The 21,392-nt window shown below is 61.3% G+C and carries 15 protein-coding genes; 8 read left to right on the top strand and 7 right to left on the bottom strand.

The features are described from left to right. Positions 1–152: 152 nt before the first annotated feature. The 3 genes from ACN2C8_RS13950 to ACN2C8_RS13940 all read left to right on the top strand — a co-directional run bounded on the left by ACN2C8_RS13950 (position 153) and on the right by ACN2C8_RS13940 (position 4,450). A complete protein-coding gene (locus ACN2C8_RS13950; RefSeq protein WP_419252463.1) occupies positions 153–551 on the top strand; it encodes a hypothetical protein in 399 nt (132 codons plus the stop codon). A 271-nt stretch (positions 552–822) separates the two neighbouring features. Further along, positions 823–3,729 carry a hypothetical protein gene (locus tag ACN2C8_RS13945; protein WP_419252461.1) on the top strand — a complete coding sequence of 969 codons (2,907 nt, stop codon included), beginning with the start codon at positions 823–825 and terminating at the stop codon, positions 3,727–3,729. A 406-nt stretch (positions 3,730–4,135) separates the two neighbouring features. Beyond that, a complete protein-coding gene (locus tag ACN2C8_RS13940; protein WP_419252459.1) occupies positions 4,136–4,450 on the top strand; it encodes a hypothetical protein in 315 nt (104 codons plus the stop codon). Between the two features lie 298 nt (positions 4,451–4,748). On the opposite strand, the gene ACN2C8_RS13935 is transcribed toward ACN2C8_RS13940, so the two are convergent. The 7 genes from ACN2C8_RS13935 to ACN2C8_RS13905 all read right to left on the bottom strand — a co-directional run bounded on the left by ACN2C8_RS13935 (position 4,749) and on the right by ACN2C8_RS13905 (position 15,685). Beyond that, positions 4,749–5,666 (bottom strand): hypothetical protein, encoded by a 918-nt coding sequence (locus ACN2C8_RS13935; protein ID WP_419252457.1) that lies wholly within the window; start codon positions 5,664–5,666, stop codon positions 4,749–4,751. A 170-nt stretch (positions 5,667–5,836) separates the two neighbouring features. Next, positions 5,837–6,616 carry a hypothetical protein gene (locus ACN2C8_RS13930; RefSeq protein WP_419252455.1) on the bottom strand — a complete coding sequence of 260 codons (780 nt, stop codon included), beginning with the start codon at positions 6,614–6,616 and terminating at the stop codon, positions 5,837–5,839. Between the two features lie 42 nt (positions 6,617–6,658). After that, on the bottom strand, positions 6,659–8,434 hold the full coding sequence (locus tag ACN2C8_RS13925; protein WP_419252453.1) for an AIPR family protein: 1,776 nt from the start codon (positions 8,432–8,434) through the stop codon (positions 6,659–6,661). Positions 8,435–8,437: 3 nt separating this feature from the next. Then, positions 8,438–9,448, bottom strand: a complete 1,011-nt coding sequence (locus tag ACN2C8_RS13920; protein ID WP_419252452.1) for a PD-(D/E)XK motif protein — start codon at positions 9,446–9,448, stop codon at positions 8,438–8,440. Continuing rightward, the gene (locus ACN2C8_RS13915; protein WP_419252450.1) at positions 9,438–12,287 is read right to left on the bottom strand and encodes a Z1 domain-containing protein; all 2,850 of its coding nucleotides are present in this window, start codon (positions 12,285–12,287) and stop codon (positions 9,438–9,440) included. Before ACN2C8_RS13915 ends, ACN2C8_RS13920 begins: the two co-directional genes overlap by 11 nt. Positions 12,288–12,291: 4 nt before the next feature. Beyond that, positions 12,292–13,740: an ATP-binding protein gene (locus ACN2C8_RS13910; protein ID WP_419252449.1), complete on the bottom strand. Its 1,449-nt coding sequence runs from the start codon at positions 13,738–13,740 to the stop codon at positions 12,292–12,294. 55 nt (positions 13,741–13,795) lie between these two features. Next, entirely contained in the window at positions 13,796–15,685 is a 1,890-nt protein-coding gene (locus tag ACN2C8_RS13905) for a sigma-70 family RNA polymerase sigma factor (RefSeq protein WP_419252447.1), read from the bottom strand. 501 nt (positions 15,686–16,186) lie between these two features. On the opposite strand from ACN2C8_RS13905, the gene dcm reads away from it, so the two are divergent. The 5 genes from dcm to ACN2C8_RS13880 all read left to right on the top strand — a co-directional run bounded on the left by dcm (position 16,187) and on the right by ACN2C8_RS13880 (position 21,303). Continuing rightward, the gene (gene dcm / locus ACN2C8_RS13900; protein WP_419252446.1) at positions 16,187–17,443 is read left to right on the top strand and encodes a DNA (cytosine-5-)-methyltransferase; all 1,257 of its coding nucleotides are present in this window, start codon (positions 16,187–16,189) and stop codon (positions 17,441–17,443) included. A 28-nt stretch (positions 17,444–17,471) separates the two neighbouring features. Next, positions 17,472–17,915, top strand: a complete 444-nt coding sequence (locus tag ACN2C8_RS13895; protein WP_419262193.1) for a very short patch repair endonuclease — start codon at positions 17,472–17,474, stop codon at positions 17,913–17,915. 82 nt (positions 17,916–17,997) lie between these two features. Then, a complete protein-coding gene (locus ACN2C8_RS13890) occupies positions 17,998–19,359 on the top strand; it encodes a type II restriction endonuclease (RefSeq protein ID WP_419252442.1) in 1,362 nt (453 codons plus the stop codon). 111 nt (positions 19,360–19,470) lie between these two features. Then, entirely contained in the window at positions 19,471–19,743 is a 273-nt protein-coding gene (locus ACN2C8_RS13885) for a hypothetical protein (RefSeq protein WP_419252440.1), read from the top strand. 522 nt (positions 19,744–20,265) lie between these two features. Continuing rightward, positions 20,266–21,303 (top strand): hypothetical protein, encoded by a 1,038-nt coding sequence (locus ACN2C8_RS13880; protein ID WP_419252439.1) that lies wholly within the window; start codon positions 20,266–20,268, stop codon positions 21,301–21,303. Positions 21,304–21,392 lie beyond the last annotated feature (89 nt).

Raw genomic sequence — 21,392 nt, 5'->3', positions numbered from 1 at the left:
ATTTCAATTTTCAGTTTCGGGAGGCCGGTACCGTATTCTGAGAATGGGTCGAGACGGTGCTGCCGCGCTTTACCCACCAAGCCTACGCGTCTCTCAGAAGACGATTTTTCAACAGTCGCCCATTTTGGCGAAACAACCCATGAAAGCAAAATATGCATTTTGATCAACTATTGGTAGGGCTTTGTTCCACGCCGGGTGCGTGGAAATACGACCATTCGAAGGAAGAAAGCTGCGCCTTTTTGGACGCGATGGACGAGCTTTCCACGCTTGAAAACGGGGCCAGCCTCCTGAAGGGCGCCACACTTTCGTTCCGAGATGACATTCTGGTTGACTATCTCGGCGTGTACGAAGGCCATGATGGCGGAATCTACCAAACCTTTTCCTTCCAGCTTGGCCACGACCTTCAAGTTGTCTCGTGCGAACACTACCCGTTTTACTACAAAATGACCTATCGTGGAGACCGACTTGCGTTCGAACGTTTGGCGGCCCAACTCCATAGCTTCCGAGGCAAGTGCTTCGCTCACCTTCGGGACGATCAGGCCGCCGCGTGACCTTGTAGGAGGCGCGCCCGGCGGCGCAGATTTCCATAGTAAGTATACTTGAAGCTAAAACGCCCACCGACCGCCATCGGCGCAGCAAATCATTTCGACTGCTTGGTATCCCTTAAGTATAAATAGATCATAGGTTGCTCGGCATAGCGACCAATCGCTTTGAAGCTGTTTCGAGCCCTAGCGATATTCTCAACTTCAACGCCGATCGGCGTGAAGACCGAGTCCTCTGGCAGATGCCGCTGCTGGGGGACTCACCCAAAGTGTTTCAACCATGAACTACCCGGCAGACATCGTTGAGGAGTGTGAATCCCTCTGGACGGACTACTTCGAGCCCGCCCTCGGCAAGTGCGCGGCGAACCAATTCCGTCGCGCCATGCGGCGGCAGGACAACGCCTTCGCCGACAACTTCCTGACCCCCTATCTGTTCCGCCCTGATCTTGGTGCCGGGCTCTACGTGCCAGTGGACGACACCAAGTTCGCCGAAGGGCGCAACCACCTGTTGGCCGAAACTCTCGCCGCTCAAGCCGATGATGGGCCGTCAGAAGCTGATCCGCGCCTGGCCTTGTCCTTTTTCGCCAACCCACTGCGGATCGGCGCCCAGCATGCCGACCCGTTCGAGGAAGGTCGGTTGGGGTGGGATGCTCCCAGCAGCCGCGTGATCCTGGCGCCGATCCAGATTTTCACCTTCGAGTTCGATCAAGATGTCGCGTTCCTCGGTCAGCAACTGGCTTGGATGCGCTCGGCCAAGAACGTTCTCGATTGTCCAATGGGCGCGCTGTATCGCCACTGCGCGAGCTACGCCGACTTCGCGGGGATCACGGTTGCGTATTCGGGCAACAAGGGCATCCATATTCACCTCGCCTTTCGCACCGACTTGGTGGCGGCGGTGTTTCCAGGCCTTAATGAAGCCGGGGCCGCGATCCGTGCGGGGCTGATCGACCATTGGAACCGTCTGCACGCCGATGTGCTGCGTGTTCTCTGCACCCCAGACGGGATAACCGCAGACGCTTCGGTCCGCTTTCCCGAGCAGTACCGGCGGATGCCTAACGGTCTTCGCCTGCTCGAAAAGCCAAGCCTGCTTGGCGTGCCCGCCGGACAGGACGTCCCGCAGGTCACGCTTTGGGAAAAATGGCCGGAACGCGCGGCGAAAGACGCCACCGATCTCTTCTTCACGCCCGCCGCCTTCGTGGCGCGAACGCCCGCCTTCGCGACCTCCCGACCGGCGAGGTCATCGACGGCTTCGTCATTCAAGGCTCACCTGACAGAGGCTGAGTTAAAATGCTGCGAGGATCATCTCGCGGCTCGGTTCAATGATTGGCCGAAGTTTGTTCGACTTGAGGATACCGGTGGCGGCTGGCGCGCGCTCTTCCAGAACGACGAGGACGATCGCAACCCGTCGTCGGTCATGAAGGAGGGCTACAAAACCATCATGCAGAACGGACGCGCCGACAACGCGTTGCGGCCCACGAACTTGCCGTTTCCGTTGGGCGTCATGATGAAAGTGTGGGTCAACGCTCACCGGGCCGAGCAGGTTGAAGGTCCATGGCAGGTTGTCGAGATTCCTTTCATGCCGTCCGCGCCGGTAACCGAGCCCTGTCCGTTCCAAGCGGCGATTGGTGCGGCGACCACCAAGGATGAGGCCTCGGCCCACCTTCGTCTCGCCCTACGCGCGACGGCGCTCCAGCATGAAGTCGCCTTCGTGAGTGGGCCGGAGGGCATTCGCAAGACCTCCTCGCTGTTCGCCGATCACAGACGCATCCATAACGCCGCCGCACGCGCTGAGCGCATGCCGTCGATGTATGCTTTCAACGATTACGATACGGCGAGGATCAAGTGCGGCGACTTCAATCGGAAGCATGAAGGCCGAGTCTTTCATGCCGTTGTCCTGCCGAGCCTTTCCGAAGCCTACAAGGCGGCGCGGGCCGATCTGAATTGCCGGGAAATCACCACAGCGACGGCGGCGGATTCGGGCTTCCCTAACCTCTGGGCGGCGATCAGCCAGCTTCAGCCCAAGGTCATCGACCACTTTCGGTATGTTCACGCGGCTATTTGGCGCGAGATCGGCGACAGGTTGCCGGTCTTCTTCAGCGTCCATCAGGTGGCCCATACGTGGAACGACTACACCCCGACGCGGGCGATGTGGGATCGCCATTTCTGGGATGTGGACAGGCCTTTCGAGGACAAGGTTCACGTTCGCAACTGCCGCCGTCGTATGGCCCTTGGCTTGCTAGTGCACGACGAGGTCGAGGTCAGCGATCTCGTCATCATGCACCGGGCCGAGGTCGTGGATTGGGTGCGACGGCTGATCGCGGCGGCACCCAAGGCGTGGGGCGCCAATCGCGGCGACCTGGCCGGTCAGTGGTCGAGCTATCAGAGATTTTGCGCTGCCAACCCGTTCCCCGTCGTCGGCGGAGAGGTCCGGAATGTGGACTTCCAGATGGTGCGCGAGATCGCCCGAGTCCCGGCGCAAGATTGGGATGCGGTGCAAACAGCTTGGTCTGGGGACTATGGCGACGAGGACGAGGATCGCTTTGACCTCTACGCCAGTACGGTTGGGCGATCCTGGTTTGTGTCGCCGCGCGGCTGGTGGAACGGGCTGGCCAAGCGGGTTTTGGTACTAACGACCGAGTGCGTGCCAACCGCCTTGGTGCGACGGATCAGATCGCCATGGCATGTGGCCGAGTTCGAGGCCAACGGTCTGGACCGCGACAGTGTGACGGTCCTCGCTCCGCGCAATGTCCGCTCTGCGAAGTTGCCGTTGGTGGTGCAGGCGTTCCAGCAGGAACATCCCGGCGTGGCGGTGATCTCCAACAAGGTTGCCATGCTGGACGGCACGACGACCCACGCCCGTGCGCGTGGGAGCAATGCGTACATCGGCCAAGACGTGGCCCAGACCATGACGTTCCTCTCGCCAGAAGAATATGAGCGTCTGGAGGCCCTGAACGTTTGGTGCGGTAGGGACGATCTGGTCAGCCTTCGTCATGTGGACGAGTTTAACCAGAGCGCCGGGCGAAACCTGGGCTTCCGGCGCCAAGGTGATCCCCGGCACTGGCTTCTGATCCCGCCGCGCCTCCTGGGACGCCTGCTTGCGCGCCAGTCGTTGGGGCGGGCTCGATACGACCTGCGGCTCCAATTGGATCGACAGCGCCGATGGCTGATCAAAAGCAAGATGGGGTGACGATTTTGCCCTACATTTTGCTCCTAATCGACCCATCAGTCCAATCGGGGCGATCGTGTCTCCGGGGTTTGGCTCCGCTTCCTCGGCTCGCCTATCCGGATTTTCGACGCGATCTCAAAGCCGCTTTCCCGATCGCCTGTGTCCAGCCGTGCGACGGCGACCTGGGCGAAATCCTGAACGCCGAACTCCCCGATCCGTTGGCCTCGCCAGACTGCTCTATCGGAGACGGGGTCGTTTTCTATACGGCCATCTACCGGATTGGTGGTGGCTTCCGGACGCCGTCCTGCAGTCGCGGCCTCAGGTCGCCACCTTCGTTACGGAACCGGCTTTGCCCAGCAGGGGTCGAACCCATGCCGATGCTTTTCGATACCCACGTCTCACATCTTCACCCACACCAAGGAGCCCAATGAACCTGAATAAACTCCGCCACCGCGTCGAAAACATACCCGGAATCGCCGATCGGATGGCACGGCAAGCCCTGAAGCTCCCGTGGAAGTTTGCGATCGCCTACGACTTCAATCTCCCGGAAGAGGTCGAAGAATACGGCGAACTGATCGAGCGCTGCCGAGATGCCTTCGGAGCCAACGTCCGATGGAGGGCGGAGGCCAGTCGGGGGCGGGCGATCTTCGAATTGGCCACCGATCGGGATGCCGCCGAGTTCGTTCTGATGTGCGACCGGCCGACAGAGGTATTGCCCCGGACGGTTCTCCCCAGACGCTAAACCCGATGTGGCAGACGTCCAGCTTGTTAGAGGACGCCAGCACACTGGACGGCCAGCGTCACTTGGCTGGTCGGGCTGCGCAACGCCGCTGGACATCTTGAAGGTCCGATTTCGGGCGGCAGCCTGATTTCCGTTCCCAACCCTAGTCAGACATAGAGATTGGACCTCATTGACCGGCCTAACCTGACTCTGCTCGGACGTTGGGAAGGTCCGCTTCCTGGCGGAGGCCGCAGCACGGTGCCCAGCACGATCCCGGCACCGGAAAACCTGACGCTTCTGGGACCCTCGATCGGAAGGCTCAGCGGCGCCCCTGACTCCTGAAGACTTCGGTAGTGAAGTCGTTCACCAGATCACAAAGTTCCAGATACAGGACGACGTTCATGCCTCGCGCCGAGCAGAATAGGGCCTCGGCGTCATCGTGCTCGATGAAGGCCTGCGCCGAAAGCGTGAAACAGTCGACGCCGCGCAAGGCCTTCTGAAGAGCCGGGCTACCCCGTCGCAGTACGATCTGCGCAAGCCGCGTCTGTTCGAGCAGTTCGGTGGGTGATCGGTCGGGCGTGCCGGGCTGCGCGCGACCCGCAGACGCGGCCACAGGGGCCGGGAGGGCATCGGGTACCGCAGTGATTTCCGCCGTCGGAGCGTACCTGAACCCCGAGCCGGTCGCCGAACCATGCACCAGGATCGTGAAGGCGTTCAGCGTGTCGACGATCTCGAAGTATTCGCGCAGGCCGAGGGCGGGGACCTTCAGGAACTCGGCCTCGCTGTCGCCGTCGGCCAGGAAGTCCAGGGCGGTCATCGTGAATAGGCCCGAGCGCGCGACGCAAGCGAGCAGAGTTGCGCTGGCGTCGGAGCTGCGAATCACTTGAGCGATCGAGACGGTCGACAGCAACTCGTCAGGACTTTTCGAGAGATCGAGTGCGGGAAGGGATTTCGAGGGCCTCGCACGACCGTTCAGCAAACGTCTGAAGGAGACGCTCGTCCGACGTCCTCGCGCGACTTCAGGCAGGTCGACTACGACTTCGGACCAGTCATCGGCCGTCTCAGTCGTCTCGTGCGCGGAGATCGCGTTCTGAATGGTTCGAGCGGCCGTGACCGCGTCCTCGTGGAAAACGAAGGACGGCGCGATTTCGTCCTGCGCCTCCCAGTCATCGTCGCCATCCGCGCTGAAAATGTCTGTCTCTGACAACGATATGACCCCGTGGAGCGCGGGCTCCATTTTCTCCCTTGGCGTTCTTTCGAGCCATAGCACGAGAACTTGTGAGGGTGCTGTCAGTCCATCGCCAACTTGTCTCCACTAGGCGCGAGGCGGATCACGTCAGGCGGGGTATCAAACCGGCGGAACGGATTGGTTGATTTTGCCCTGTCGGGAGCGTGGCTCGGACTGCCCTACCGGGCGACTAAAGTTTGGGCTGACAGAACCCTCGGGGGAAGCCGCCAGCCGAGCAGGGTCGCGACTGTCCGATCAAGCGCCGCACCCGCAATTCCGGCCGGCATGGCGGCGGGAAGCTCTAGCGACACGTCGCCCCAGTCCTCGCCTGCGGCCTCGACAGGAGCCGTGCCAAGGCCAGCCTGAAACCGGCCCACTTCTTCGCGGACACCGGGGTTTGCATCGCCAAGGGGGCCGTTGGCGTCCTCCGCCCAGGCCTGATCCTGGCGGAGATCATTCTCACCTGATCGCCACCCCAGCCGTTGGGCCAGCTGGCTGGTCGCCTCACCAGATAGATCAAGGGCGCCAAAGCCGACGCCCGGGACCGTCTCGATACCGAACAGCCAGAAGATGCGGGCGGCCGCGACGCCGGATCCCGGCGCTAGCAGCAACAACATTGTCCCCTCCGTCCGCCACGCAAGGATGAGAAGGTCGCCCTCGCGCGCCCGCTGCGCCGCCGGGTTTTCCGGGAAGTAGAGCCGGTATTCGGACCGGGTCGGATGACGGGCCCGGGCGTCGTACCAGGTCAGCCAGCCGGTGTGGCTGAGGAACTCGCCGTCGTCGGGCATCCAGACGAACTCGGTCGAGAAGCGCTGCGGCTGGTCGGGCCCGAACACCGACATAAGCACCTTCGAACCATTAAACTCGTGCTGGTTCGAGCGGCTGGCGTCCGTCTCCACTGCGGTCAGCCGCTTTACGACTACATGGGTGAACAGGCCGGTGACGGCGCCGTTCGTCATCGGGACACGCTCATCGACACGCTGCCGACATTTCCGCGAGGATCATCCAATCTCCGGTATCCCTGCCTTCAGGTCCGAGTAAGAACGGGTGCGTACAGCCTGCCAGCACTCTTCCTTCTTGGCCCACTCGGAGACCATCCGCGTGCCTGCCGTCTCCCATAGAATCGCATTGATCTCCGAGGCCCAACGACTGATCTGCTGCTTCAGTTCGATCGAGACCGCCTGCTTTTGCCAGATCATGTCCAGAGACAGCGACTTGCCGGCACGGTCGGAGAGGAGCGCCACCGTATACACGGCGATGTTGGCCTGAAATGCGCTGTATGGGCCGCTCCGGACGACCTCCTGAGCGGTCTTGAACATGATGACCTGGGCGATGAGTTGCTTGTAGCCGGCGACATCCGGAATGGGCGTCGTTCCATCCGCAACGTCTCGCATGAAGCGGTCAAAGTTCTTCTGGGACCCGAGTGCGACCAGATGCGGCAGGCTAGCCCAAGTATTTGCGTATTTAGCGAGGTCGGTCTTGGTAAGTTTGCGCTTATTCGGGATCGTCTCCTTCAAGCGGGCAAGTCTGGCCGGAGTATTGCCTTCGCGCGCCAGCATCACGTTGTAGCTGCCGGCTGCCCGCTCATAGAACCAGCGGCTTACGCCGTCGGGACAGAATACGTCGCGGGAAAGCTTTTCCATTTCAACATGCCAAGGCTTGTTGGCTGAAAGGTCAGAGACCTTCACGGCGTTCTGGCTGTTGGCGAATCGCGAGATGTCGCTGACCAGCATCTCCTCGCTGTCAGGATCATGCGACTTCAGGATGATGACCTTGGCCGGCACCCTGACCTTTGACAGGTCGATGTCCGGATATTTGCGCTTGGAGAAGTAGATCGAGGCCGTGGTCTGGCCGCCGTTAACGATCTGCATGCCGCGCAGCCAGGAAATGCCGACCGAGCCGTCGCCAGCGCGGGCGAAGCTGGCTTCGTCGGCGATCAGTACGATCCCATTATTGTAGGCCATAAAGCGGTCGGGGGCGTTGCGAAGCGTGTCCCGGATGCCCTGGTTCACCTTGCCCGTCTGGCTCAGGAAGGACCGGACATTGGCCTCCAGAAGACGGGCGCCGAACTTTTCGTAGATCAGCCTGAGCGCCGCGCCCGGCACAGCCGTAAGCGCGTAATCGTATTCGTCGTTTTCACCGGGGACGAGGACGCAGGGCAGCGGCGATCCACAGACTTCCTCGAAGTTGACCACCAGTTCGTCACGGGGTTTGCCCTCCGCCCAGTGACGGAACAGCCGTTCGATATCCATCACCTCGAGACGCACTGATCGACCGGCCACCTCGCGCGGCTTGAAGCTCTTGGACTTCGCTTGGCGATCGGTGAGCACGAAGACCCGGATCTGATCCAGATTGTCGTAACAGTCCTGAATGGTCAGGATGAGCGGATAGGCATCGTCGGACTGATCAATCGAGGTCGTCAGCTTCCCCATCGCAGCTGCCGACAGAAACTTGATGCACTGGTCAGCTGCAGCCTTGATCTCGGTTTCGGAGATGGCCTGAACTTCGTCAGCGCCCTGATAGCAACTGACGAAGAGATCGAGCTCGTCGCCTTCGTCCGAGACGGCGTAGCCGCTCAGGCGGAGATTGGCCTTTCCAAGCTTGCGCTCAATATGCAGGACCTGCGGGTCGAAGGTCATCCCGCTGTCCGACATGTGGTTCATGACGATTTCGGTGAAGACCGCCTCGGCGTTCGCGTAGGCGCCGGCAACCATCTGGCCGCTGACCTGCTCGCGGACGCTGGTTTGCGTCTGGGTGAGAAACTCGTCGAGCGTCATGGATCAGAACAATCTGTGCTGGGTGATTACCTCGCCAAGAGCGATGGCGGGAGCGGTAACCAGGTCGAGGTCGAGTTCATATTCAGCCGTCCGGATTTCGGCGCGGACCGCCGAGCGGGTCAGGCTTGGAAAATCATCGTCTACCGGGAACACGCGGGTATTCACGGGGCCGAACCGGCGAACGTATTTGTCGGCCGCCGTGTCGAAATAGCCTGCAAGAAGCAGACTCCTTTCGAAAAGGGATGCTGTCAGGCCAATTCCCGCTAGACGCTCGCGCAGATCGGTGACGAGTTCGGGCAAGGTCAAACCATCGTCCTGCAGGCTGAGCCTGACGGCCGCAACCATCACCGCCCTGCCTTGACTGGTGTCCAGCTGGTCGAGAGAGCTAATCCGGGCCGGAAATCCGTTGGCCGAAAGCGTGGTCTTCACCTCAAGCCCACGATATCCGACGATGAAATCCTGGACACTGCGCGCCGGACCCTGCCATGCCGCAGCGACCTGGACAGGCGTGACGCCAGCGTCAAGAAAATCCCGGAACACAAGAAGTTCGCCGAACAGACCCAGCTCCTTTTCACGGGAGAGGACGCCATCCCTCGGGCGTTGCATGAAGTCCTGCCATGCCCGGATTCGGTGGAGGAGGGTTCCGAAGAGCCACTGTTCGGAGGCTGGCCCTGCGTCAGTCAGTGAAGCCGCAATATCGCTGGCCATCAGGGCGAACAGGTCGACACCCGCTTCGGGCCGACGGGTAAGCGCGATCCAGTTTTCGTACCGTGCGGCCGGGGGCTCGGCGAGAAACGAGACGCTGAACCCTCGGGCTTCGGGCAACTCGTCGACACGCCGTGTCTGGCCGAGATTGAACCCGACCAGGAGGGTCTCCTGCCCTAGAGGGTAGGTTATACCGGCCCTGACCCGCAGGCGGTCAGCGCCCAGCGCGATGACCCGCAGGCCATCGCCGGTGTCACCGGCTGAAAGCCCTCGCCAAGCCAGCAAAAGTTCGTCGGCGTCAGTCTGCACCGCCGTACTCCTGTTCCCACGCAACATTGTTCACCTTGTATTCGACCTTCACGCCCGAGCCGCTGGCCGGGAAGCTGATGCCAAAGGCCACGACTGGGGGCAGGTCGGCAGAGACATGGGATTTGCCCGCTTCGGCAGGATCGAGGAGATACAGCAATAGCAGGCCTCGCTCGGGATTTCCGGTGCGGGTCGCGCTGCCAGGGATGCCCTCCCCCCGCACCCGCCGAATAGCCGGGCCTGAAGGGTCGACGGGATCCCCACGCTCCTTCAGCCGCCCGGCATCGGCCTGCCACCCCTCGCGGGTCAAATCGAGAGCCGCCTGCCAGGCGTCGTTATCAAGGTCCAGCGCCTCATCGCGCGAGGACAACAGCCGGCCGATCGAATATCGCCCCGGATTGTCGGCAGCAGTTCGTTTGAGCATGCTGACTTCCACGTTAGGCGTCAGCTCATGGGGCTGCCCTTGGCCGCCGCCGATCAAGGCCACGCTCCAGGAAGTCAGCTCGCCATCCTTGGTCATCGAACTGATGAACTCGGCGAGCAGCTTGCTATCAACTTTGTAGGCATCGGGGTGCGTCTTGTAGCGACCGAGGAAGTCGATGACCGCCTGCGCCGGCACATCGTCCCACAGGCGCCCCTTCCAAGATTGGGTGGCCCCTCCGCGTTGTCGGACGGGGTCAACTTCAGACTTCCCGAGCCCGGCCACCAGGCTCTTCGCGGCATCGAGATTGCGATTGAGAACAGCCGGCTCATTGAAAAGCGATACGGTTTCCACAAGCTGCCCGCTGAATGACAACCAGAGGCTCTTTGCTGACCGCATCTTCAGCCGCGACGTAACCATCAGAACCGGATGCGACTGTACTTTGAGGCCGTACTCGCGGGGCGTAGCGGCGCTGGCGGCCATGAGGTCAAACTCCTCGCGAAGCTCCTCGGCGGCGTCAGCGATATGCCCAAACCAGTCGGCCAGTTCGTCGGTCGTGTAGAGGCGGCAAAGGTCGATGTAGCCCGGCCGATAACCGAACCAGCGGCCCATCTGCATGAGCGTGTCGTACATCTTGGACGCACGCAGGAAGTAGCTGGTGCAAAGCCCCTCTAGGGTCAGGCCACGGGAAAGCTTGTCACCGCCGATGGCGATGACCTTGAGACCCCGGCCTTCCTGATCGGCATAGTCCAGCGCGTCCTTCGCCGTGCCATTGATCATACGAACTTCAGTGTCGGCGACCACATTTGGCAACTCATCCAGCACGGATTGCCATGACGGAAGGGAGACGTTGTCGGCGAGGTTCGAAAAATGCCCGCCTGCCTCAGCGCTCGTCGGGACGAAATCGGTTTCCCAAAGGGTCCGCAACTTTGCCTCAGCTTCATCGTGATCGATGCGCCGATGAAGTCGCTGCTTAAGTGTACTGATGTACTCGTCGACCTGCTGGTGGACGGCCATCTGGACAGCCGTGAACCGCGTCACGTGCACGAGCATCGACGCATGTTCGCCAGCCTGACCTCTCAGGTTCCTTACGGCGCAGGCCAGCAGAAATGAGTTTATCGCGGCCTCCAATGAAGATGGGATCTGACGCTTACCCTCAGTCAGTGGAACGTGCGTTTTGTTGTGCTTCTGCGGCATCCAGCCGGACAGGCCATCCGACGACATGTGGTCCTTGACCGCCCGGAAGAGCGGCAGGCCGCGTGAACGCCCATCAGTCCCCAACAGGCCAAAGACCTGCGCGGGACCAACGTAGTTCGAAGGTGCAGCCAGGTTGACGATGAAGGCCGCAGGAAACAGGTCCGGTCCTTCGGCGGCCGTCTCGCCCCGTTCATGGATGAAGATGTTGGCGAACGGCGTCGCCGTGTAGCCCACGTAGGCCGACCGATCGAAGGAATGGAGGATCTTCCGGGTCAGCCGATTGATGGCTGTGGGCTGGTGTTCGCTGTCGGGGTTCCCGTCTTCGTCAAACACCTGCTCGCCGGTATCGACAGAAGCATGATCGGCCTCGTCGTCGATAAGCAGCAACGGAAGGCGGGTGACTAGCTTGCGGCCTGTCTGAGGATCATGGACGTCCGCGACGTGATTGCGGATCCAAGTCAGCAGCCTCTCAAGGACCGTCTTGTTCTTCTTGACCACAAACAACCAGGGTCGCTGTTCAGGGGAAATCCCAAGCGTGTTTGCGCGGGCGGTGCTGAAGTCACCTGTATTGGTACGATTGGTGACGTAGTTTGGCCGGATCGACGGATCGCCATCAATCAAGCCGACGCCGATGGTTCTGCTTTCACTCGCCACCGGGCGGGTTTCATAACCCAAGAACCCTTCATCGAGCCGCATTTGCGTCTGTGCCCGGAGGTTGTTGTGAACGCCCGCGAGCACAATGATGATCTTGTAACCGGCGTCAGCAGCCTTCGTGATGAGGCCGGTGTAGTTGCCGGTCTTTCCTGACTGAACGTGTCCCACGACGAGGCCGCGCCGGTCCCAGGGCCCCGGGCGTTGAGGGTCTTCCAGCAGTCCAAGGACCGTGTCGGTCGACTTATCGAGCGCTTCGACCGCCGTGTAGGACATTCGCCTTTCGAGGAGCTCGCGATATCGCTGCCAGTATCGCCAGTCTGACTTTCGGGACGCAGTCAGCCAGGCCGAGTGCCCCACGTCGCTCTTTATGGTCGTGTCTGTCCCGATCCAAAGACTGAAACGTCGGACGAGCTCCGAGATTGCCGCGTCGCGATCTAGCCCGACGCTCCATTTCGGATTGAACTGCAGGACCTGATCGATCTTTGAGCCGATCAGCGCCGGACTTATTGTCGCCGGGTCTGCTTCCAACAGGAGTTCCTGGGCGAATTTGACCACCTTCTCATTGGACATCGCTTTACTCCTGAGGCCCGAGTTCAAGTTCGCCGACATATTCCGGATAGGCATCGAAGGGTTCGGTGCGGGCGAGTTGCTCGCGAGCCCGTTCCGGGGATAGACCTTTGCGCACCACCAGATTCCGGAACAGGGTCAGCAGAAGCGCGCGCACCTCTGCGGGCGGCGCGCCGGCAAAACCAGTTCTCGCTGTCTCCCGAGCCTCCGCCGTCTCCAGCCAGATTTGCTGTATTGGAACCGTTTCCTCGATGATCCGGATCATCGCCTTTAGCTCTGGAGTTAGACTTCCGGCCTGTTCGAGGACGCTGGCAACGGCTGGATGAGACTGATCGATCCTGTACCTGACCCCTCCGGCGGCATGATCGACCGCCCACGCCTGAATGCGTGGCGCAGCCTTCCCGGCCTTCTTGGGGGAACCCCGATGGGCAAAGACCCGTCGCGCTCGCTCCCGTACGTCTTCTGCGAACAATGTCAGGCGCTCGCGTGCTTCGGGCGGGGGACGGGCGACGGACTTGCGAATATCGATCTTCCAATCCGCGTCGGCTGAGTTGGGAAGGTCGATCCGTATCCGGGCCAGTTTGAAAGCCTCGTCCTTGGCCCAACCGCGACCTCGGCCAAGACCCAGCCAGTTTCCGGCCAACAGAAGACGCCTGTTCCGATAGACATAGAAGCCCTGCTGGGACGTCCAGCCATCCGGGCCGGCTGCACGCTCCCAGACTTTCGGGTCAACCCTGTCCCGATGCGGGAGCACAAATCCACGAACCGAGATGGGGTCGCCATTCACCGTGAAACGGTCCTCGCGGGAACGCCAGGTCGATGTGTGATTTTCAAGAAAAGGGTCCCAAGGCGCTACGGCCCTTCCATTAATCCGGATGATGATCGCCCGAGATTCGATGAACCTGTGGAACACCATGGCTAGGTGCTCTTCGACCCTGTCGATCAGATTGAGGAAGTCCTGCTCCCGACCCCCTTTGGGGGTGAGCCTGTCCATAACCTCCCACAGGACGACCGTCCCTTGAGCATGCCCCTCGAGACCCCGGAGCAGTGGTTCGGAACCTGGAGAAGCGCCTTCATAGAGGGACCATTCGCCACTAGTGCTGGCGGCGAGAAGGTCTAGATCCCATCGAAGGGTTGAAGTGACGCCTTCTTGCTTTGAAGCGACTGTAAGCCGCCGGCATTGGGAGAACGACGCTGTTTTTAGTCCGAGTCCAAAGCGGCCAAGATCTGCGGCCTCACGCTGATCCAGCGGACTTCGCTCGCCAAGCCGCATCGCAAGGTCCAGGGCGGAGGGGCCCATGCCGCGCCCGTTGTCCGTGATGACAAGGTGGCTGTCGGGCCCGTTCCAGCCAAAGGTCAGGTCGACAACAGAGGCACCAGCCGAGATGCTGTTGTCGAGGATATCGGCGATCGCGGTCGGGGCTGAATAGCCGAGGCCTCGAAGCGCCTCGATCATTGAGCTCGCTCGTGGCGGCGCGTTTCGGGACGCACCGATATGGTTCTTGTCCATGCTAGTCATCAAAGAAGCTGCGAAGCTTGCGGGAGCGCGAGGGTTGTTTCAGCGTTCTCAGCGCTCGGGCCTCAATCTGTCGGATGCGCTCTCGGGTGACCCCCAACTGATTTCCCACTTCCTCAAGGGTGGCATCGAAATCCAGGTCCATACCGAATCGCAGCCGAATTACCCGTTCTTCTTTGGGTCGCAAGGTCAAAAGTACTCGACTCGTCGTGGATTTCAGCTCTGATTGAATTGCTGAATCAATCGGCGACTTCGCGACCCTGTCCTCAATCCGACCCGCGAGCCCCCCCCCAACCGGCGTTTCGAGGCTGATCGGTTCCTTGGCGATCTTCAGAATCTTGCGGACGCCTTCCAGCGGCATAGCCACCTTTTCAGACAGTTCTTCGGGAGTCGGTTCGCGGCCGATCTCGTACAGGATCTGGCGCCCCGCGCGGGTGACTTTGTTGATCGTCTCGAGCATATGCACAGGGATTCGGATTGTGCGCGCCTTGTCGGCGATAGAGCGCGAGATTGCCTGACGAACCCACCAGCTAGCATAGGTCTGGAAACGATAGCCTCTGGCCAAATCAAAGCGCTCAACCGCCCGAATTAGCCCAAGGTTTCCTTCCTGAATAAGATCAGCGAGGTCGAGACCTCGCCCCAGGTATTTGCGTGCGAGCCTCGGAACGAAACGGAGATTGTCCTCAATCGCCCGCTGGCGGGTCTCGAGATAGATTTCTATCGCCGCTTTCAACCGGACAACGTCAGCGTCGCCCGCTTCAGCGGCCGAAACAGACGCGTAGATGCCGTTGAGTAGCCCCATCGGGATTTCCGCTTTGGCAAAGTCCCCCAACGTTGATTCCAAATCAGCCGTGGTATTGTTAGCGATGACACCGAACAGCCCGCTCATGTCATCAGGATGATCGCTCTGAAGAGTATCCGGATCGTCGGCTTCGTCCGGATCATCCTCTCCAATGATCTGCATCGCGTTCGAGCGCTCGCGAATGGAACAAGCCCAGAACGCCTGCGATGCGGCCATTGCCGCTAACAGCTGCTTCTTGGCTCTGAAGAAGGCTGCAAATGTCGCCTGTTCAGATTGTTTGGACGCAGCCGGGATTTTTGAAAGTTCCGCCTCGTAGGCGGCGGCCGCACTGACCTCGGCAAGCAGACTGGCGGCAAGTTCGCCGGCTGCGGCCACTTCCTCGCGGCCAGCTTTTGTGATGGTTCCCGGAGACAACGCTCGCGCGACCGTGTCCCCGACCATGTCGGTCTCGAACTGCACGCCCATATCAGCCAAGACCAGCCTGAGGACATCACGAATTCGCCCGGGGCCAGCTGGCCACATGGTCTCGACGGCGTCGCTCGGCACTCGCCCGGATGCGATGGCGTTTTCGAGAAATTGAACTGCTTTTGGAGGAAGGTGGACGGTACGGGTTGTCGCCGCTGCCCCCATCGGGAGCTCAAGGCTTACGTCGGACCATTCAGTGTCATCGTTCCGTCCTCTACTACGCCCGAGGTTGCCCTGAACGGCAATCGCAGAGGCTAGTGCGCTGTCATCACTTTGGGGCGCAGCGGCAACTACGTCGGGTTCCCAATTGCCTTCAAACTCAAAGCCGTCGCCTAACTCCGCCGTGAGATCTGGCCGGACGGGCTCAGGCTTGGCTGAGAGCGCCGCACCAAGGGTGCGATGACCAGCCTGACTTGCGATTTCAGCGGCGGTGTTTCCACCCGGGTCCCGCGCGCGCGCGTCCGCGCCTTCTGCCAGCAACAGCAGGCAAATCTGATGACGCCCGGCCGATGCCGCCAGCATGAGCGGGGTTCGCCCCTTTTCGTCGCGGCCGTCTAGAGGGGCACCACGCCGAATGTGCAAAAGCACCGTCGGCTCAGTCCCCTTCAGGACGGCCATCCGGAACAATGGAGGAAGCGCTGACGCTGAACTGGAACGCGCGGACACGTCTGCCATTCAGGGAACAGCGGATCCAGGGAAAGTGCGGACCGTTGGCTCACGCGCCATGCCTTGATCGCAGCTGATCATCCCCACCCCGCTAGAGAGCCCCGAGCCCCTTCGACGACAACCTGACATCACGTCGGTGTCAAAGCGACCGTAAAGATGGTCTACGACAAAAGCGGACGCGCCCAGGCCGGCAGACGCTAAATGGTTGCGCGGTGCTGTCAGTCTTGCGCCGACTATACGGCGCTGGAGGGGCCTGTCAGTCTAACGACAACCCACTGGGCGCAGTGCGAGCAGAAACAGCCCGGTCCCAAGCCATGAGGGGTTGCTACTCAGCGGCGCGCACGATGGCGACGGATGAAACAAAAAGAGAACATTTCACCTTGCGAGCTGGGTAATTGCGTGCCATCTCGTCTCTAAGATTCCCAGAGCGTCAGATTCGCAAGGACGACCCCCATGACTGAGCCCGAGAGCTTCGCCACTGTGTTCAGGCAGTCAGGGCTCACGGCGGACAGCGTGCAGGACGAGCTGGGCTACTCCTGGAAGCAGGTGTGCCGATATGTCGAGGGCGAAGCGCCTGTGCCCAAGCTTGTACTGGAACGCGTCACGATGCTGGCTGCGGTGCGTCTGGCCGCCAGGCCCCCGGCGCAGTTCCGCTTCATTGACCTGTTCGCCGGTATTGGCGGCCTCAGGCTGGGCTTTGAGGCCATTGGCGGCCGATGCGTTTTCACAAGTGAATGGGACAAATGGTCGAACAAGACCTACAGGGCAAACTTCGTGGATGGCGCCGACCACAAACTGGTCGGCGATATCCGCCCCTACGGTGATGACCCCTCCCTCATCCCGCAACACGATTTGCTGCTGGCGGGATTTCCGTGTCAGCCGTTCTCCTTGGCCGGAGTTTCCAAGAAGAACTCACTGGGCAGGGCCCATGGTTTCGACGATGTGAAACAGGGAAATCTGTTCTTCTATATTCGCGACATTCTGAGGCATCACCGGCCGCCGGCCTTCATGCTGGAAAACGTCAAGCACCTGCAGCGACACGATGGAGGGAACACCTTCCGGGTCATCCGCGAGACGCTGGAAGCAGAACTCGGCTACAAAATCGATTTCAGGGTCATCAGCTCGGAGCCTTGGGTACCGCAGAAGCGCGAGCGCATTTTTATTGTCGGCTTCCGCGAGGACGTCGGCTTCAGTTTCGCCGATTTCGACAGGATGATCCCGGACGAAAAAATCTGGCCGAAGCTGGGCTCAATCCTGCAGACGCATAACGAGGTGGATTCAAAATACACGCTCACGCCGAAGCTCTGGCAGTACCTACAAGACTACCGCGCCAAACACGAAAAGGCCGGAAACGGTTTTGGCTACAGTACCTTCGGAAACGAGGGGGTCACCCGCACGCTGTCGGCGCGCTACCACAAGGACGGATCGGAGATCCTCATTGACCAGCAGCCGCGCCCACGCCGGCTGACGCCCATCGAATGCGCGCGCCTGATGGGCTTTGAATATGAGGTGGAAGAGGGCGGTCGCATGCGTCGTCGCGAGTGGACGATCCCGGCAGGGGTGTCTGACACCCAGGCATATCGCCAGTTTGGCAATGCGGTGGCTGTTCCGGTGATCGAGGCGATCGCCCGATACATGGAGCCCAACCTCCTTGAGATGCTTGCGCGCGACAGCGGGGTGGTCGGAGGCAAGCGACAAGCCGTTGGCTGATGTTGTAACGCCGGAGGTCCGCAGCCGGATGATGGCCGGTATCGGGCCTGCCAACACCCGCCCCGAGATGATGGTGCGTCGAGGGCTGCATGCCTTGGGCTATCGCTACCGGCTGCACGACCGCAGGCTGCCGGGGCAACCCGACCTTGTGTTTCCCGGACGCCGCGCTGTCATCTTCATCCACGGCTGCTTCTGGCATGGTCATGACTGTGGCCTGTTTCGCTGGCCAGCCACCAGGCCAGAGTTCTGGCGTACGAAAATATCGGGCAACATCACCCGCGACGCACGCGTCAGATCACGGCTTGCCGCAATGGAGTGGCGGGTGCTCGATGTCTGGGAATGTAGCCTGAGGGGTCGTGAGCGCCTGCCGCCGGGGGAGGTGCTGGCGGCCTGTACGACCTTCTTGGAGGGTTGTGAGACCTTCTCCAGCATCGGCGTTGATGGAACGGTTGTCGGGCCCGGGCTGGCCTGAGGCGCGGGGCCCAGCGAATGTCGACGGTTCTGGCCCCCGATAGTTCTCTGGTCTATCTAGACTGGACTGTCCTGGAGATTAGATGACATCCGAGACCGATCTGTTTGCGCCCGAGGATACCGGCGAAACCCTGCTCATCGACCTGCTTTCGCGATCCCGAAAAGTGCTGGTCAAGAAGCTTTCCAACAATGACCGCGACTGGGCGCAGAAGGCGAACAAGCATCAGGCGGGCGTTTACATCCCACCCGCCCAGCGCGACGACGGCTTCTTCCCGGCTTTGGTGACCCGCCATCGCGGGGATGAGGCCGCAGAGATTCGAGAGGTATACTTCCGGACCGAATGGCCGCAGGTCGGGGAAGAGAAGGCGACGCGCCTCGTGCATTACACGAGCAAGGGCGCTGAAACCCACATGACGGGTCTGCCGAAGGCGGCTTTCAGCCAGCTTTCGCCGGCGTCCTGGCTGGTCATGGCGCAGAAGCATGATGCGCCAGAGCCCACCTTCATCTGCCTGACCATCAGCTCTGATTCCGACGCTTCGGCCCTGCTGGTCGATGTGCTCGACCTGGCGTCCGACTTCGCTGTCGCTGTTCTCCAGCCGGCTGCGATCTCGGCCCTCGAGCGTGATCGTATCATGGGATTTGCGGAGGAGGTCGCCGCAGCTTGGCTGGCCAATGATATCGCCAGCTTCGCCGCCGGCCGGGCGGCCATGCCCGCGACGGCCGAGCTCGCTGTACTGGCGCGCGGCCGGTTCTTGGAGGGCAAGGGTCTGGCCAGCCTTGATCCGTTCGGCCTGGCCAGGCCGGGCGACGCCATTCGTGAAATCAGCCGCGCGATCGAATGGGAGCTTTTCCGCGATTTCCAACGGCGCGAACGGGCAGTGGAGCTGGTCCGCGCCGTCTTCGGCGACCAACCCGCTGCAATGGACATGAAAACGGTCATCCGCCGGATGGTTGACGGGGTCGCCGAGATCGACCGGATCATGCTTTCCGCCAGCCAGCAGCGAAAGTCGCGCGCCGGGTACTCGTTCGAGCATCACATCGAGGCCATGCTTGAGGCGGGCAGTATTCCGTTCGCCAAGCAGGTCGTCATCGAAGCCAGAAAGCGCCCGGACTTCGTCCTGCCGTCGCTCGCCCATCTGCGGGGAGAGCTTGAGGGGCCGGCGCGAGGCCTGATCCTCAGCGCCAAGACGACCCTGCGCGAACGCTGGAAACAGGTGGAGCGGGAGATGGGCGCCAGCGACCTGTACCTCGCGACGGTCGATGAGACGATCGCCGCCAACGCCATCGAGGACATGGCGACGATGAACATCACACTTGTTGTTCCCGAGAGCCTGAAAACCTCGCGGGACACCGAGTATGTCCGCCACGACAACGTCATGGATTTTGCGACCTTTTTTGGTCGCGAACTGCGAGATGTCCGCATGCCGGCGTGGAACCTATGCTGAAGGCCGGGGGAGTGAGATATCCAGACCGGACTGGCCAGAAGCGCTTGGACTTTGCGGCGGTGGGCCAGCCTTCTGCTGAGGGCGGCATAAACGCTGGAAACGAGGTGAACCGTGGCCGATGAGCTGACAGAGGTAGACTATCCCTTTGGCAATATCCGTCTGCCAATGAGCCAGATGGCCATGACGGAGGCGCCTGCCGAGCTTGAAGCCCTGCTGCGCGATGCTGCTGGCAGGAACGGCATCGAGATCCTGCGTGACCAGACGGTGGAACTCCGCTGCACATCACCGCAGTTTCCGGACGCGACGTTTGTTGTGTTCTGGCCAAGCGGCAATGAGCGCCTGAATGTCCTGGCTCCGAAAGGTTCGCGCGTCGGAAACGCATAGGTTTCCCCGCGTAAGGAGCCGCGCTTGCAGAGCGATCTCTCGACTAGCTGGTCGAGTTGGCTCAACCGGACGATTTGTCTGAATGTGAGAGGGTAGAGGAATAGCCGCGCGCTCTTGCCTGTGAGGCATACCCGGCCGCCTGCTGCGAGAGCGGCAGCGGGGCCTTCGCATGTGGACCGCCGAAAGTCCGGTTCCTGCAGTGACCCCGAGTTCCGGTTTTGCCGGACCGGAGCTGATTTGAAGGTCGTACTTCTGGAGGGGCACAAATGTCCGCATCTGGCGCGACGACGCCTTACAGGCCGCTCGGCGTGAAGTCCGCCTCCCACCCTTTCAGCCGATCGCGAGGCCTGCTTTCGGGTGTCGAGCGGCGTGGAGCGCCCCGCTGGCCGCCCGGCGCTGGCCGTCAACCTCACCGGAACGGGATCGTCTGACGACATCCTGCGGCAGCATCGTTCGTTTTCCTCGACAGATTCGCGACTTGTGAGACCATGCCCGTACTGAAACACGGGAGCAGAGTTCTACATGGCGAGCGACGTTGACGAAGCCGACCGCAACACCCGCCGCCCGATCTCTGATCCCAATCCGCCAGACCTCATTGGCTGGCCCACCAAGCGCCTGATCGCGCTCGACGCCCTCGCGCCCGGCCTTCTGGCACGCGTCCTCAGCGCGGCGCCGATGTCCCGGCACGCAATCTTCGCCGCGCTTTCTGTGAGACTCCATCCGGCTGCGGATGATTCCGATCTCGCGCTGGTTCTGCGATCCGGTAAGGCCAGGGAGATCGTATCGTACTGCCGCAGTGAGCCCCCAGAGGGATTGCTCGGCGCCTTTGCCCGGATGGGTGGCCAGCCCCTGCCACGGGCGACCTACTACGACCTTCTGTTCGACATCTTCAGCGATCCCGATAAGCGGTTGCAGGCCCGTGCGCTCAGGCACTGCGGCTACATCAGCAAGCTGACGCTGGATGCGCTGACCAGTCTCGAATCCAAGTGGCTCCTCCCCGGCGTTCTGAAACGGGCTGACAATCTCATGGAAGTCCGGGATTTCCAGAAATCCATCGACGTCCTGCGAACGCTGCCCAATCCCCCGACTGACGAAACGATCGAGCGGGCCATTCTCGCGCTCGGACCCAAATCCAAGCTCTCGGCGGTGATCGTCAGATTGATCCGGAGGGCAAAGAGCTTCCCGGATCACCCGCTGGTTCGCGATGAAGTCTTCCAGCCCTTGGTCAGCGCCAGCGACCTCATCCGGGCCTCGCGGAAGTACGAAAACTGCCTCAGACACCGCATCATGGGCCCGCTGACAGGCCGGGTCGCCTTTGCGGAATACAAGGACGGCGTCGCGGTCATCGAATTGCGACGCATGTCAGAGGACCAGGGTTGGCTGTTGGTCGGGATTCACGGACCCCGGAATGAGCCTGTGACGGTCGAGATTCGTCGCGAAATCCGCGAGGTCTGCTCTGGGCGCGGGATTCCCCACATCGTCGAAAACATCGAAGACGTGAAATGGCGCAGCCTTCTCCGGATGGCCGACAGCGGCGGTCTGTATGATTGGACGGTCTAGGCTGGGTCGGCAAAAACCCGCATAGCGCGAAGTGGTGCACTATAATTATCGGAGGTTGCCTTCCCGGGCACATGGGATAGGCTCTGACT

This window comes from Caulobacter sp. ErkDOM-C, assembly GCF_048541825.1.
Classification (GTDB): Bacteria; Pseudomonadota; Alphaproteobacteria; order Caulobacterales; family Caulobacteraceae; genus Caulobacter.
This window is presented reverse-complemented; position numbering and strand designations above follow the sequence as displayed.